This window comes from Aurantimonas endophytica (assembly GCF_014196845.1).
Classification (GTDB): domain Bacteria; phylum Pseudomonadota; class Alphaproteobacteria; order Rhizobiales; family Rhizobiaceae; genus Aurantimonas; species Aurantimonas endophytica.
Genome location: NZ_JACIEM010000007.1, coordinates 243,492 through 258,218, shown reverse-complemented (window position 1 = coordinate 258,218; position 14,727 = coordinate 243,492). Strand labels below are relative to the sequence as shown.

At 67.1% G+C, this 14,727-nt stretch carries 14 protein-coding genes; 5 read left to right on the top strand and 9 right to left on the bottom strand.

Annotation, left to right across the window (positions count from 1 at the left end; all coding sequences use genetic code 11):
- Together GGR03_RS24120 and GGR03_RS23945 are read left to right on the top strand one after the other, a co-directional pair.
- The coding region (locus tag GGR03_RS24120) for a hypothetical protein (RefSeq protein WP_210292280.1) at positions 1 to 205 on the top strand (205 nt) is incomplete at its 5' end.
- Between the two features lie 530 nt (positions 206 to 735).
- A complete protein-coding gene (locus GGR03_RS23945) occupies positions 736 to 2,661 on the top strand; it encodes a M23 family metallopeptidase (protein ID WP_183211329.1) in 1,926 nt (641 codons plus the stop codon).
- Positions 2,662 to 2,686: 25 nt separating this feature from the next.
- Here the strand turns inward: GGR03_RS23945 and mgrA are convergent, their stop codons facing one another.
- From mgrA to GGR03_RS23925, 4 genes are all read right to left on the bottom strand, one after another.
- Positions 2,687 to 3,724 carry an L-glyceraldehyde 3-phosphate reductase gene (gene mgrA / locus GGR03_RS23940; protein ID WP_183211328.1) on the bottom strand — a complete coding sequence of 346 codons (1,038 nt, stop codon included), beginning with the start codon at positions 3,722 to 3,724 and terminating at the stop codon, positions 2,687 to 2,689.
- Between the two features lie 77 nt (positions 3,725 to 3,801).
- Positions 3,802 to 5,028, bottom strand: coding sequence for an extensin-like domain-containing protein (locus GGR03_RS23935; protein ID WP_183211327.1), 1,227 nt, complete (start codon positions 5,026 to 5,028; stop codon positions 3,802 to 3,804).
- Complete coding sequence (locus GGR03_RS23930; RefSeq protein WP_246368462.1) at positions 5,025 to 6,260, bottom strand: L,D-transpeptidase family protein; 1,236 nt, start codon at positions 6,258 to 6,260, stop codon at positions 5,025 to 5,027. Before GGR03_RS23930 ends, GGR03_RS23935 begins: the two co-directional genes overlap by 4 nt.
- Before the next feature lie 106 nt (positions 6,261 to 6,366).
- Positions 6,367 to 7,812, bottom strand: a complete 1,446-nt coding sequence (locus GGR03_RS23925; RefSeq protein ID WP_183211326.1) for a L,D-transpeptidase family protein — start codon at positions 7,810 to 7,812, stop codon at positions 6,367 to 6,369.
- Between the two features lie 218 nt (positions 7,813 to 8,030).
- Between GGR03_RS23925 and GGR03_RS23920 the strand changes: the two genes are divergently transcribed.
- Positions 8,031 to 8,270 carry a DUF3297 family protein gene (locus GGR03_RS23920; RefSeq protein ID WP_183211325.1) on the top strand — a complete coding sequence of 80 codons (240 nt, stop codon included), beginning with the start codon at positions 8,031 to 8,033 and terminating at the stop codon, positions 8,268 to 8,270.
- A gap of 151 nt (positions 8,271 to 8,421) precedes the next feature.
- Here GGR03_RS23920 and GGR03_RS23915 read toward each other — a convergent pair whose 3' ends face one another.
- From GGR03_RS23915 to GGR03_RS24975, 3 genes are all read right to left on the bottom strand, one after another.
- Positions 8,422 to 8,739, bottom strand: coding sequence for a hypothetical protein (locus GGR03_RS23915; RefSeq protein ID WP_183211324.1), 318 nt, complete (start codon positions 8,737 to 8,739; stop codon positions 8,422 to 8,424).
- A gap of 95 nt (positions 8,740 to 8,834) precedes the next feature.
- On the bottom strand, positions 8,835 to 9,170 hold the full coding sequence (locus GGR03_RS23910) for a hypothetical protein (protein ID WP_183211323.1): 336 nt from the start codon (positions 9,168 to 9,170) through the stop codon (positions 8,835 to 8,837).
- A gap of 467 nt (positions 9,171 to 9,637) precedes the next feature.
- Positions 9,638 to 9,910: a hypothetical protein gene (locus GGR03_RS24975; protein WP_425486750.1), complete on the bottom strand. Its 273-nt coding sequence runs from the start codon at positions 9,908 to 9,910 to the stop codon at positions 9,638 to 9,640.
- Between the two features lie 30 nt (positions 9,911 to 9,940).
- Here GGR03_RS24975 and GGR03_RS24970 point away from each other — a divergent pair, with 30 nt between their 5' ends.
- Positions 9,941 to 10,501: a helix-turn-helix domain-containing protein gene (locus tag GGR03_RS24970; protein WP_425486749.1), complete on the top strand. Its 561-nt coding sequence runs from the start codon at positions 9,941 to 9,943 to the stop codon at positions 10,499 to 10,501.
- Here the strand turns inward: GGR03_RS24970 and GGR03_RS23900 are convergent, their stop codons facing one another.
- On the bottom strand, positions 10,502 to 11,347 hold the full coding sequence (locus GGR03_RS23900) for an aldo/keto reductase (RefSeq protein ID WP_210292293.1): 846 nt from the start codon (positions 11,345 to 11,347) through the stop codon (positions 10,502 to 10,504).
- 121 nt (positions 11,348 to 11,468) lie between these two features.
- Here GGR03_RS23900 and GGR03_RS23895 point away from each other — a divergent pair, with 121 nt between their 5' ends.
- Positions 11,469 to 11,840: a PRC-barrel domain-containing protein gene (locus GGR03_RS23895; RefSeq protein WP_183211373.1), complete on the top strand. Its 372-nt coding sequence runs from the start codon at positions 11,469 to 11,471 to the stop codon at positions 11,838 to 11,840.
- Positions 11,841 to 11,969: 129 nt separating this feature from the next.
- On the opposite strand, the gene clpB is transcribed toward GGR03_RS23895, so the two are convergent.
- The gene (clpB, locus tag GGR03_RS23890; RefSeq protein WP_183211320.1) at positions 11,970 to 14,594 is read right to left on the bottom strand and encodes an ATP-dependent chaperone ClpB; all 2,625 of its coding nucleotides are present in this window, start codon (positions 14,592 to 14,594) and stop codon (positions 11,970 to 11,972) included.
- Positions 14,595 to 14,727: the final 133 nt, after the last annotated feature.

Here is a 14,727-nt window from a genome sequence, read left to right as displayed (position 1 = left end):
GAAAGGATACCGGCCAAAGAGCTCCAGACAGACAACCGCCGTCCACATTTCTCTTTCTTCTCAATCTTCAATTGTCAAAGAACACGCCAACAAAATGATGGCGTCGGATAAAAACAGGCAAAACCTGACATACCCTGAAGAGGGTCGCTATCTCAGCGGCACTCGAAAAACAATGAAGAGGCGGCGCGAATTCGAACCGGCCTGAACCTGTTGGTCCGAACCAGCTCTCTGGCTTCCCGTCCGGGTCGCCGCGGCGCCACCGCCGTCGTTGTTGATGGCGATATAGGCGATGGCCGATCGACCTGTCAACGCCTGCCTTCGCAAAAACTTCAAAAAACCGCTCCGGGCCCGGCGCCGCCGCCGCTCCAGCCTTCCCGGCCCGATACGCAGGTGCTGGCGGCGCAGGAAGAGACAGCGCTCGTCATCGCCGATCGCGGGGTAAAGCGGCCGTCGGTCGCTCGCCTGCCGCCGCACCGACGAGGGGTTCCGGGCAGGTGCCTCCTGTAAAGCCTCCTTCCAGCAGCGACATCGTCTTCCGCGGCATTGCCGCGGCGGCCCCCGCAGGGCGTCGGCTTTCATTGCCTTACCCACCGGGTACGTCACGCCGGGGTTGAGCCGTTGCAGCTGCGACGGTATGGCCGGCGAAGGGTTCATCGTTCATAAGGGACACCGACGGCCGAATTCTGCCACCTTGTTGGTGGATGGCTGTCACCGGAATTCAGGGGGACCATCAGCTTGCCGCAGGACAAGCCGTTCTTTGGCGACGAGCCCGCGCTCGTTGCCGATCGACGCCGCAGACCCGACCGCCGACAGGTGTCGGCGCGCTGGCTTGCGGGCACGCTGCTGACCGGGCTCACCTCCACGGCCCTCATGGGCATCGCCCTTTCCGCCGCCCTCGACGGCTACCATGGCGCCGCCCGCCCCCCCGGCCGCCTGGCGAATCTGGCACTTCCCGCGGGCTCTTCGGAAAAGGGCGAGCGCGTCGTGGCGACGGCGATCCCGATCGCCCGCAGCCGGCAGATCCTCGAACTCTCGACGATGACCCGCGAGGGCGACCGCGAGGTCATCCGCACGCTCCCCTTCGGCTACGTCAACATGCTGCTGGCCGCCCGGCACCAGGCCAGCACCGACTATCCGAGCTTCGATCCGCTGAACATGTTCGGCGACCCCGCCGACGCCGAGGCTGCCTCGGTGGAGCAGCAGGCCGCCCAGATCTACGGTGCCCGCGTCGAATCGGAGCTGCGCCTCAAGGTCGAGCCCTTCGCCTTCGATTCGGCCTCCTACCAGCCCGGCGGCGAGGTAGGCGTCGCGGAAGCCGAACGGGCGATCCGTTCGGTCGAGCCGATCCTGTCCTACGAACCCGTCCGCGTGGCGGCGCTCACGATGGTCGATCCGCTGCGCTTCGACCTCACCAGCGACGCGCCGGACTACGAGCCGGGGTCGGCCTTCCGGGTGATCGAGGAAAATGTCTCCCTCGCCGCGCCGGACGGCCCGGAGACGATGCCGCGTTTCCACGAGGAGATCATTCCGGTTCGCGAGAGTGCCGCGATCGCCGCGATCCTCGACCGCAACGGCCATACCGAGGAAGAAGGCGCCGAAGCGACGGAAGCGCTCGTCGAACTGCTCGGAAGCGAGGAGCTGACCGCCGGCGACGCCCTGCGGGTCGGCGTCGAGACGACGGGCGAGACCGCCCATGTGGTACGGCTGTCAGCCTATCGCGGCGACAGGCATCTTGCCACGGTCGCCGAGACCGAGGACGGCCCGTTCGAGCCGGCCCTCGCCCCGGAACTCGGCGACTCGGTCGCCGACGCCTTCGACGACAACGAGGACGAGGCGCCGCTGCGGGCCGACATGCCCACCGTCTATGACGGCATCTACCAGGCTGGCCTCGCCTATGGTCTCAACGACCGGCTCTGCAAGCAGCTGCTGCAGATGCTGGCGAGCGAGGTCGACCTGCAGTCGCGCCTCGGACCGACGGACCGGCTCGCCGCCTTCTTCTCCCTGGAGAAGGGCGAGGAGGTCGCCACCGACGCCTCCGAGATCCTGTTCGTGGATGTGCGCTTCGGCGAGAACACCCGGCGCTTCTACCGCTTCCGGCCCGCCGACTCCGAAGCGCCCGACTTCTTCGACGAGGACGGCCGCAGCGCCAAGCAGTTCCTGTTGCGCAAGCCCCTGCCGAAAGGCCGATTCACCTCGTCCTTCTCCACCGGCCGCAAACATCCGGTGCTTGGCTATGTCAGGCCGCATTGGGGGGTCGACTGGGCCGCCCCGCGCGGTTCCCCGATCCAGGCGTCCGGCGACGGCGTCATCGAGAAATCGGGCTGGTTCAGCGGTTACGGCCGGCAGACCGTGGTCCGCCACGCCAATGGCTACGTGACGTCCTATTCGCACCAGAGCGCCATTGCCAAGGGCATCAAGCCGGGCGTGAAAGTCAGGCAGGGGCAGGTGATCGGCTATGTCGGCTCGACCGGGCTTTCGACCGGCAACCACCTTCACTACGAGGTGGAAGTGAACGGCCAGAAGGTCGACCCGATGCGCATCAAGCTGCCGTCGGGCACGGTCCTGGCGGGCGCCGACCTCGAGAACTTCCAGCGCGAGCGCAAGCGGATCGACAATCTCCTGCGCGAGCAGGTGGAATCGCCGCTCGTCGCCGGGCGCTGACCTCCCGCCCCTTCTTCCGGTTCGCCTATTCCGACGGCTGGACCCGCGACTGGGCGCGCCAGAGATCGACATCGCCTTCCAGCGCATGGCGATCGATCGCCGCCAGTTCATCGGCGGAGAAGTCGAGATTGGCGAGGGCATCGAGCGAATCGTCGAGCTGCTCGACGCTGCGCGCCCCGACCAGCGCCGAAGTGATCTCCGGCCGCCGCAGTACCCAGGCGATCGCCATCTGCGCCAGGCTTTGCCCCCGGGCTTCGGCGATCGCCGCCAGCTCGCGGATCCGCTGGATGTTTTCCTCGCTCAGCATCGACGACTTCAGCGACCCGCCGCGCGTCGCACGCGTGCCGGCCGGGACACCGTCCAGATATTTGCGGGTCAGGAGGCCCTGCGCCAGCGGCGAGAAGGCGATGCAGCCGAGCCCGAGCCCGGCGAGCGTATCCAGCAGCCCCTCCTCCACCCAGCGATTGAGCATCGAATAGGACGGCTGGTGGATGATGAAGGGCGTGCCCTGCGCCGCGAGGATCGCGTGGGCCCGATGGGTCAGCTCCGGCGAATAGGATGAGATACCGACATAGAGCGCGCGGCCGGAGCGCACGATGTGGTCGAGCGCGCCCATCGTCTCTTCCAGCGGCGTCTCGGGATCGGGCCGGTGGTGGTAGAAGATGTCGACATAGTCGAGCCCCATGCGCTTCAGGCTCTGGTCGCAGGACGCCACGAGATACTTCCGCGAGCCGAAATTGCCGTAGGGCCCGGGCCACATGTCGTAGCCCGCCTTCGAGCTGATGATCAGCTCGTCGCGATAGGGCCGGAAGTCCTGCGCCATCCAGCGGCCGAAATTCTCCTCGGCCGAGCCGTCGGGCGGCCCGTAATTATTGGCGAGGTCGAAATGCGTGACGCCGCGGTCGAAGGCGCGCCGCAGTACCGCGCGCCCGGTCTCGAAGACGTCGGCGCCACCGAAATTCTGCCAGAGTCCGAGCGAGATCGCCGGCAGCTTCAGCCCGGATCGGCCGACCCGGCGGAACGGCATGGAATCGTAGCGGCTGGCCGCGGCGAGATAAGGCATGGCAGATGCTTCCGGTATCGGTCGATCCCGCCGATATAGGCGTTGCCGCCTGGCGGGAAAGACCGAGCGGCTTGCCGCTACTTGCAGTAGGTCCCGTCGTTCCGACGCGCGGCGATGTCGAGATGGAAATGCGTCGCGTGATCGGCATCGGTGCCGGGGCCGAGTACCGTGCGGAACGGGCCGCAGGCGCCCACGCGAACGGAACGCTGGAACTTCGCCTCCGGCGAACCGGCCTCCTGGGCCTCGACGGAAATCTCCGGGCCCTTGTCGAAGACGAAGGCCGAGATGTCGACGGCACTGCCGCGCGCATGTTCGGAAATGCCGCTCTCGGAGGCACGCTTGCGGCAGACATAGGTCGAGCCGTGACGGAATTCCGTGAGGGCCCGGCCGGGAAGGTTCACCCTGGCGGCCGGCACCACGCTCGACGACATCCATTCGTCCAGCGCCAGCGCCGCGCGGCAAAGGAGCTGGGTCTTCGGCGAGACCGCGATCCCGGAGGACAGCCGCTCGATATTGACCGGCCGCAGCACGCCGCAGGCGCCTTCGCTGATACTGGGTTCGACGGTGAAGACGACGCCGCGCTCGGTGAGTTCGGCCTCGCAGGCGACCGCGTCGGCGATGGCGGCGGCGGCGAGAACGCTGGCGGCCGGGGTCACCGTCTGTTCCAGCTGCCGCAGCGTCGTCGGGGTCAGCGGCTCTTCGTCTGCCTCGGGAACGTCCGGCGTCAGCGGCATGGCATCGGGAATCGGCTGCGCCTGCGTCGCCGGCTCGTCTGGCTCCTCCGGATCGGACGCCGATGGTATGGCGTCCGCATCTGCCGGCGTCGAAGCTTCGGCCGGCTCGTCCGAAGCACGATCGGGCCGTGCATCCGGCGTCGGAATCTCGCCGGTGGGCGGAGTGCTGGAGATGTCGGCGGCGGGCGCGTCGGAAGGCGCGGGCGTTTCGGCCGGTTGTTCCGCGGCCTCCCCATTCGGCGCGGGTGCCTGTTCTGTCTCTACGGGCTCTGCCGGCGCGTCATCCGCAGCGGCTTCATCGTCCGTCGACGCAGCTGCCTCAGTTGGCGCCTCATCGTCCGCCTGGTCCGGGCGCGTTTCGGGCGTCGGCACGGTCGCTTCGGACGGCGCCTGCGCGACGCGTGGCGGCGCCCGGCGCTTCTGCGCCGCCGCCGGCCGCGACGGCCGGTCGATCGACTGCAGCGGATTGGCGTCCGGCCAGGGAAGGTCCTGCGCGAGCGCTGGCGACAGGACGGCGACGCACAGGCAGACGCCGAGCAGCAGGTTCCGTCGGCGCCGAAGCCCGCTCATCCCTCGAACTCCACGACGGTGACGCCGGGCTCGACCAGCTTGGCGAGCGTCTGGGCATCCCAGTTGGTCAACCGGACACAGCCATGGCTGTTGCTCTTGTCGACGAGTTCGGGGTGGGCCGTGCCGTGAATGCCGAAGGTCGGCTGCGACAGGTCGATCCACATCGAGCCGACCGGGCCGTTCGGACCCGCCGGGATCGTCAGCACCTCCTTGTTCTCCCCCTGCTGGAAGTTCGTCTCGGGGGAGTAGTGGTAAGTCGGATCGGGGGCGATCGCCTGCACCGTCAGCACGCCGTCCGGCGAGGGCGTGTCGGCCGCCCCGATGGTGACCGGATAGGCGAGGACGATGGCGCCGGCGGCGTCATAGGCGAACAGCTCTCCGCGCGTCTTGTCGACGACGATCTTCGCCACCTTCGCCTCCGGACCGGATCCGATGTTCGGGACCAGGATCGCCGTGCCCGGGGCGCTGAAATCGGCGCTGGGGTTGAGCTTCACCAGGAGGTCGGGATGCACATGGAACCGCTCCGACAGCATCTCGACCGGGTCGTGGTAGCCGAGCCATTCCATCTCGGCCATCTCGGCGTAATCGCTGGGGATCGCTTCGACGAAGCGTTCGGCGAGATCGGCCTCGGTGATCTCGTATGTCGTCATCGCCTTGCCCTGGTCCACGGCGAGGATGTTCCACAGATCGGCATCCGGCTCGCCGTCGGCGGGCAGGTCGCGCATGCGCTCATAGGCTGCGATGGCCTTGCGGGTGTTGTCGCCGAGATAGCCGTCGATCACGCCCGGCGAGGCATGGGCGCGATCGAGGAGCACCTGCAGGCGGATGAGGAAGGGGTCCGGTGTCTTCTGCTCGTCGGCGGTCTCGAGCGCCGCTTCGTCCGGGCCGTCGGTCGAGAATGCCGGCGTCTCGACGACCTGACCCGGTTCGTCGGTGACCTCGATCTCCGGCGGCGCCGGGCTGTCGATACCTTCGGCGGCAGCGGCAACCGCGGCCGGATCGGTCGGCGGGACCGCTTCGTCGGCCGGGCTGGTGTCCGTCTCGGCGTCGGGAATCGTCGGATCGTTGCGGGCCGAAGCGGCAACCGAGTCCGCCTCCCGCCGCTGCTGCTCCCAGGTGGGGAAGTCGGCCGTATCGATCGAGCTTTCCGACAGCGGCTCGGAAAAGGCGTGAGCCGGCAGCGGCGAAAGGCCGGCCGCGAGGATCAGGAAAGCGGTCGAAACGGTTTTCATCGAATTCCTCGAGCTGCCAAGCCGCTGAAATGAAAAGGGGAACCACGCGGCTCCCCTTTCATCGCTGGTACCACCCTCATGGTTAACCAGGAATTAAGAGCCGCTTCTACTCCTCGAACTCGACCGTCACGCCGGCCTTCACCATCTTCGCCAGTTCTGTGGCATCCCAGTTGGTCAGGCGGACGCAGCCGTGGCTGTTGGTCTTACCGATCTGCGAGGGCTCGGGCGTCCCGTGAATGCCGTAGGTCGGCTTCGACAGGGCGATCCAGACCGTACCCACCGGGCCGTTGGGCCCCGGCGGAATGGTCAGCACCTTGTCGTTCTCGCCCTGCTTGAAATTCACCTTGGGATTGTAGGTGTAGTTCGGATCGAAGGCGATGCGGTTCACCTGCACGACGCCGCTGGGCGACGGGGTGTCGGATGAGCCGATCGTCGAGGGATAGGCGGCGATCAGCGAGCCGTCGGCCGCATAGGCGCGCACCTGTTCGCGGCCCTTGTCGGCGACGATGCGCGCAACCTCGCCTTTGACATTCTCCCCGACGGCCATGACCTTCAGCCGCGTGCCCTGGCGGTTGAAATCGGCGCGGGGGTTGATCTCGATGAGATAGGCCTCGTCCATGTGGAATTTCTCGGCCAGCTTCTCCGAGACGCGCTCGTAGCTCATCGCGGGCAAGAGGGCCTTCTCGCCATAGTCGGACGGGATCGACGCGACATAAGGGCCCGACACGTCTTCCGCGGTGATCTCGTAGGTGACGATGGCTGGGCCGCCGGTCGCGTCGAGTTCCTCGGCCAGAGCCTTGGAATCGCCGGTCGGCAACGTCCGCCCATACTTCTCCTGGTAAGCCGCGACCGCCTTGTTGACGTTCGAGCCCATGCGCCCGTCGATGACGCCGGGCGACATGCCCGCGCGGTCGAGCAGCACCTGCAGCGCGGCGATCTCGGCCTTGGCATTCTTGCCGGTCGGCATGGCGACCTGCGGCGCAGGATCCGTCTCACGAATCGTCTGGCCCTCGACGATCGGGGCGCCCGGCTCCGGCAGGTCGGTCTGGTAGCCCGGCAGCTCCTGCAGGCCGCGGGGTAGCTCGGCCTCCTGCACAGGTCCGCCCGCATCGGGCAGCGGCGCGCCCTCGATCGCGGCATTATAGCCGCGGTCGTCCTCGTAGGGCCCGTCGTAATAGGGGTCAGCCGATGGCGGCGGGCCGGCGAAACCGGGATCCTCGAAGACTCCCGGAGGCGGTGGCAGGTCGACACGGCCCTGCAGCGTCACGCCGGGCGGCGGCGGCGCATCGATGATCGCACCGCGCTCCTGGAATTCCCTGCGGCGCTCCCGGAAGCGTTCACGACGCGGCTCCTCGATGGCGACGATACGGCCGGCCTCGTCGATGACCACGCGCCGTCCGAACTCGTCGATGTAGATTTCCGCGATCCCGGCGACGCCCGGCTCGTAATATTGCGCGAGCTGGATCGGTGCCTCGGACACCTGCGCCGTGGCTGCAGCCGGTATCGCCAACAGCGGCAGCATCGCCAGGAGCAATCGCAGGTCTCGCATCATCATTCTCTCCAGGCAGCCGGGCCGTAGCCGTTCGCTCAATCCACGCGGCAAGCCTGCGAGATGGCAGATGAACCAGACATGAAAATGACCAACATGCGGATAAGTGCGTCCGCTCAAGCGCGGCTCCAGCCTGGGGCAAGGCCGGCGACGACCGCAGCCTTGGCAAACCCGCATCCGCCGTTATGTCACGGCCGATGATGACACAGACCGGCAGAGACATGACCGATACGCTTCCCGACCGTCTTTCCTCCGACCCCACCAGCGAGTTCTACGACGCGGCGCTGCTGGAGCGCGGCGTCGGCGTGCTCTTCAAGGGCGCCGAGAAGACCAATGTCGAGGAATATTGCGTCAGCGAGGGCTGGATCCGGGTCCAGGCGGGCAAGGCCAAGGACCGCAAGGGCCAGCCCTTGACGATCAAGCTGAAGGGCCCGGTCGAGGTCTTCTTCAAGGAAGATTGATGCCGTTCGTGCTCGGCAGGTGCTGCCGCTGGAAGATAGGCGAGCCGTCCGACGATAAGCTTGGGTGGTTAGGCAGCAGGTGCAGTTGCCGCTCTCAAAGCGGAGGGCAGGCCGCCCGGGCGGGCGACCTGCCTTTGTCGAACCTCTTGGTTCAGCGGGGCTGCCACTCCTCGGTGCCCAGCTGCTTGGCGCCGAGATAGCTCCAGACACCCTGCCAGCGCTTGCCGTCCCGGTACATCAGCGCGACACCGCTGTCGTCGGCCTCACCGTAGCCGATCGCCAGCACGTCGTCGTCGCCGATGGCGGTCCCCATCACTTTCCGATCATCGAGCGAGTAAGTCACGGAGAACGTGTCGCCGACCTTCGAGACCAGAACGCTCGCCTGGTAGGTAGAGCCGTCCGGGTTCATTCCGTCGATATCATAGGTTCCGGAAGAATCTGCCAGAGCCGGAAATGTGACGATTGACATCGCCGCGGCCGCGATTGGTCCAAGCCACTGCTTGTGCATCGGTAGTTCCTCAGCTGAAGGGGGGGCGGCCGGCTCGACCCGACCGGTGGTTTTAATCAGTCGGTGAAGTCGAACTGCGAGATCTCGCAGACATTGATCCCGCCCTTCTGGGCTGTCGCGCCGTCGCTGAAGGTCGCCATGAAGTCGTACATGCAGGCACCGGTGCCGTCGTCCACGGTGACATCGACGGACTCCCCGACTTCCAGCACGTCGACGCCCAGAATGTCCTCCTGCCAGTCACGCGTGCCCGTGTTCGAGGCGTAGAACTCGATCATCGCCGTGCTGGTGCTGTTGACGATGGTGACGTCGCGGTTCTGGGCCGATGCCGAACCGGCGGCGAGACAGGCGCCGAGCGAGACGGCCAGCAGAGTGGTCAGGTGGGTACGCAGCATAGGTCGTTCCTTGAACGTCTGTAGAGCCCCGGGGAGCCGCCCGGGCGGGGTCGTCATGCGCCTCGCCGTGAAGCACTCCGCCCGGCCGCCCCGTCGCTTCCGGTAGAATACGATCCTTGGCAGCCTCGCGAGAATTTCCCGGCGAGCGGTATCGGCACCTGCCTCTGGCCGAAACGGCCTCGGGCATCTGCTGAGCTTTAGCTTGCGCCGCGCGGGTGCTGAATGTCCCGCCGTCCCGAATTCTTGTCCATCAGTCTCTACCCCGGGTGCACCCGGGGTGCGCGGCTCTGGCGGGCACGCGAGATTACTGCTTAGGGTGGCAACGACTGACCGTTGCAGGGGCAACCGCGCCTCTCCCCGTGCAGTCCAGGGAGCGGGGAATGTTGCAGGAAGGGCTTGTCGAGGGGCCTATGTGCCAGCGGGTGGAGAGCCCCGATGGTCAAGCACGACGGCTTGGCCGCCTCCTGCTATCCGGCCCCTGCCTGCAGGAAGGTATCGACCTGCGGCCGGCGGGCAGTATCCGACGGCACGGGCGCGACGACCTCATCGTGCAACTCGTCCTGTCCGGCAGCCTCACTGTCCATGCGTCCGGCGCCGTCCGTGAGGTCGGGCCCGGGGAAATCGTGCTCTTTGACATGAAGCGGACGCGGCACACTCATGCGAGACAGGTTCTGGCGATTAGCTTCGAGATCGGGCGGCAATGTCTGGAAGCCGCCTGTCCGGGAAGCCATCTTCTCCATGGCGCGGTCCTGCGGGCGCCCTGCTCCGCTTTGCTCGCCGACACGATGCAATCCTTGCTGCGCCATGCGCCGCTGATCCTCGCCGAGGACGCCGAGCGCGCCGTCCGGGCCTTTGCTGAGATGCTGACGATCAGCTTCCGGGCGGGAGGATTGACACAGAACCAGATCAACCCTGCTCATGACCGGGCGCGGCTGCTGCGGGCTCGGGCCTTGGTGGAACGTCACCTGGCGTCCGGCAGTCTCGGGCCGGGCCTTCTGGCAGCGGAAATGGGGGTTTCCCGCTCGCGCCTTTACGATCTGTTCAAGCCGCTGGGGGGCGTCTCGCGCTACATCCGGGAGCGGCGGGCGTCGCGGCTGCGCGACCTCCTTTGCGCCCCGAACGAGACGCGCAGCGTCGCCGCCCTTGCCTACGCAGCCGGATTCGCCACCGAAAGCCATGCCAGCCGCACGTTCCGCGAATTCTACGGCGCCGCCCCGGGGCGTTACCGGCGGCAGCAACGGGACGGCGGTGCATCGTGGTGGGCGGCGGCGCCGGCGCCCGCACTTGAACCGCTAGAGAATCTCTTGCCTGCGCTCCTTGAGCACCCCTGATCAGATGATCGCCAGCGGCTGCTTGCCGCGCGGCGGCGGGAAGGCAGCGTTAAGTTCGGCCATATCCTTCGCATCGAGCGTCAGCTCGAGCGCCGCGGCGTTGTCGCGGACATGGTCCACGCTGCTGGCCTTCGGGATGGCGATAACGCCGGGCTGGCGCAGCACGAAGGCCAGTGCGACGCGGGCCGGTGTCGCGTGGTGTCGTTCGGCGATACGCGTCAGCGCGGCATCCTCGAGCAGGTCTCCGCCCTGTCCGATCGGTGAATAGGCCATCACCGGGACTCCCTGCTCCGTGAGCATCGGCAGGAGGTCATACTCGATGCCACGCTCGCTCGGATTGTAGAGCACCTGGTCGGTCTGCACCGCCGCTCCGCCGGCCGCTGCCAGCTCCTCCATGTCGTCCACGTCGAAATTCGACACGCCCCAGCGCAGGATCTTGCCGGACTCCTTCAGCGTCTCCAGTGCGGCGACCGTCTCCGCCAGCGGCACGCTGCCGCGCCAGTGCAGCAGATAGAGGTCGAGCCGATCGGTGCCGAGCCGCCGCAGCGATGCCTCGCAGGCGCGGATGGTGCCTTGTCGCGAAGCATTGCCCGGCGCGACCTTCGACACCAGGAAGATTTCGTCGCGGCGCCCATCGATCGCTTCCGCCACCAGCTGTTCGGAGCGGCCATTGCCGTAGATCTCCGCCGTGTCGAGAAGCGTCATCCCGAGTTCGATGCCCTCGCGCAGGGCGGCGATCTCGGCATCGCGGCGGCCCGGCTCGTCGCCCATCATCCAGGTGCCCTGGCCGAGCACCGGCACCGACGTGCCGTCGGGAAGCTGTGTCTGTCGCATCGCTCTCTCCATCAGTCGCTCGCCGTTCACGGCGCGGCCTGTGAGCGGAACGGGCATGTCTCCAAGGCGTTGCAGGAAAGAGGAAATCCACGAAGGAGAAGACGTCATGTCATCGACTGAAGGACAGACCATCATGGGCACGGACGACCTTGCAGGTGGCGGTGTCGGTGTCGACAATATCGAGGCGAGCCGGGTTTCCGGAACCGCCGTCTACAACACCGAAGGCGATCATCTCGGGCACATCCACGATCTGGTGCTCGGCAAGCGCGACGGAAAAGTCAAATACGCGATCATGTCGTTCGGCGGGTTCCTCGGCATTGGCGAGGAATATCATCCCCTGCCCTGGGAAACGCTGAAATACGACGAGCGTCAGGGCGGCTACGTCGTCGGCATCACCGCCGACCAGCTGCGGGAAGCGCCGCGCTACGCCGCCGACGCCGCTCCCGATTGGGACCCCGAATACGGGCGCCGGATCGACGACTACTATCGGCCCGCCTATCTTTGACCGGCAGCCTGCAACGCTGCTGAAAAACAAGACGGCCGCCGGGGATCCCTCCCCGGCGGCCGTCTTGTATCGACCTTACGGTCCGTGCGCGGCGGCAGCGGCTTCCCGCCGTCGCCCCGTTAGTCCCGCTCAGGCCGCGACCCGGTCTCCCGGCGCGCCGGACTTCGAGCCGACGACGTGGAAGATCAGGTGGTCGCCACCGGCGGTGATCTTCACGATCGCCTCGTCGCGGATGTCGCCGAGCAGGATGCGCTCGGCCAGCGGGTCCTGGACCTCCCGCTGGATCACCCGCTTCAAGGGCCGCGCGCCATAGGCCGGGTCGTAGCCCTTCTGGGCCAGCCATTCCCGGCCACTCTCGTCGAGCAGGATGGTGATCTTGCGATCCGCCAGCAGCTTCTCGAGCCGCGCCATCTGGATGTCGACGATGGCCCCCATCTCGGAGCGATGCAGGCGGTGGAACAGGATGATCTCGTCGACGCGGTTGAGGAACTCCGGCCGGAACGACGCCCGCACCACCGCCATCACCTGCTCGCGCGCTGCCTCGGCATCCTCGTCGTCGCGCAGCGAGACGAGATACTCGGCCCCGAGATTGGAGGTCATGATGATCATGGTGTTGCGGAAGTCGACCGTGCGCCCCTGCCCGTCCGTCAGGCGCCCGTCGTCGAGCACCTGCAGGAGGACGTTGAAGACGTCCGGATGCGCCTTCTCGATCTCGTCGAACAGCACGACCTGGTACGGCCTGCGCCGCACCGCCTCGGTCAGCGCGCCGCCTTCCTCGTAGCCGACATAGCCGGGAGGCGCCCCGATCAGCCGTGAGACCGAGTGCTTCTCCATGTATTCCGACATGTCGAGCCGCACCATCGCCGTCTCCTCGTCGAAGAGGAACGAAGCCAGCGCCTTGGTCAGCTCGGTCTTGCCGACACCGGTGGGGCCGAGGAAGATGAACGAGCCAATCGGCCGGTTCGGATCCTGCAGCCGGGCGCGGGCACGCCGGACGGCGCGGGAGACCGCCTGCACCGCCTCGCCCTGCCCGACGACGCGCTTCTGCAGCTCGTCTTCCATCCGCAGCAGCTTGTCGCGCTCGCCCTCGAGCATGCGGTCGACCGGAATGCCGGTCCAGCGCGACACGACCTGCGCCACATGGTCGGCGGTCACCGTCTCCTCGACCATCGAGCCGGCCCCGCCCTTGCCGTCCTGCGCCTCGGCGATCTTAAGCTCGGCTTCGAGCTTCGGGATCACGTCGTAGGCGAGCTCGCCGGCGCGCTGGAACTCGCCGCGCCGCTGGGCGATGGCAAGGTCGTTGCGGGCCTCGTCGAGCTGCCGCTTGAGATCGGCGGCGTGCCCGAGCTTGGACTTCTCCGCCTGCCATGTGGCGGTAATGGCGGCCGACTCTTCCTCCAGATTGGCGAGTTCGCCCTCCAGCCGTTCGAGCCGGCTCCGGGATGCGTCGTCATCCTCCTTCTTCAGCGCCTCGCGCTCGATCTTCAGCTGCATGATGCGGCGGTCGATCTCGTCCAGCACTTCGGGCTTGGAATCGACCTGCATGCGCAGGCGCGCCGCGCCCTCGTCGATCAGGTCGATCGCCTTGTCGGGCAGGAACCGGTCGGTGATGTAGCGGTTCGACAGCTGCGCCGCCGCGACCAGCGCCGAGTCGGAAATCCGCACCTGATGGTGCTGCTCGTATTTCTCCTTCAGCCCGCGCAGGATCGAGATCGTGTCCTCGACTGTCGGCTCGGAGACGAAGACCGGCTGGAAGCGACGGGCCAGCGCTGCGTCCTTCTCGACATGCTTGCGGTATTCGTCGAGCGTCGTCGCCCCGACGCAGTGCAGCTCGCCCCGCGCCAGTGCCGGCTTCAACAGGTTGGAGGCGTCCATCGCGCCGTCCGCCTTGCCGGCGCCGACCAGCGTGTGCATCTCGTCGATGAACAGGATGATGCCGCCGGCAGCCGAGGTCACCTCCGACAGAACCGCCTTCAGCCGCTCCTCGAACTCGCCGCGATATTTCGCGCCGGCGATCAGCGAGCCCATGTCGAGCGCCATCAGCTGCTTGTCGCGCAGGCTCTCCGGCACGTCGCCGTTGACGATGCGCTGCGCCAGGCCTTCCGCGATCGCCGTCTTGCCGACGCCCGGCTCGCCGATCAGCACCGGGTTGTTCTTGGTGCGGCGGGACAGGACCTGGATCGTCCGGCGAATCTCGTCGTCGCGCCCGATCACCGGGTCCACCTTGCCCTCGCGGGCCGCGGCGGTTAGGTCGCGGGCATATTTCTTCAGCGCGTCGTAGCCGCTTTCGGCCGACTGCGAGTCGGCGGTCCGGCCCTTGCGGAGCGCGTTGATGGCCTCGTTCAGACCGTTTGCCGTTACGCCGGCCGCCTTCAGGATCTCGGAGGTTTTGGCCGCCTTCTCGATCACCATGGCGAGCAGCAGGCGCTCGACCGTGACGAAGCTGTCGCCGGCCTTCTTGGCGATCTCCTCGGCCGTCGCGAAGATCTTCGCCAGCGGTTGCGCCAGATACATCTGGCCGCTGCCGCCCGATACGCGGGGCAGCGCATCCAGCGCCGCGTCGACAGCCAGCTTGACGTCCGCCGGGCGCCCGCCGGCCTTCTCGATCAGGCCCGCCGCCATCCCCTCCTCGTCGTCGACGAGAACCTTCAAGAGATGTTCGGGGGTGAATTGCTGGTGGTCCCGGGAGACCGCCAGGGTCTGGGCGGCCTGAATGAAGCCGCGCACGCGCTCGGTGTATTTTTCCAGATTCATTTATCGCTCTCCTGCCGCGAGCCTCCCTCACTGCAGAGGCAAGGCCCGTGTGTTCCTGGAGTCCGGCCCCCGTTCCGGCGAGCCGCCCACCGGACATATGGGGAAAGCGCATCGCCGCCGGAAGGGGCCCGAC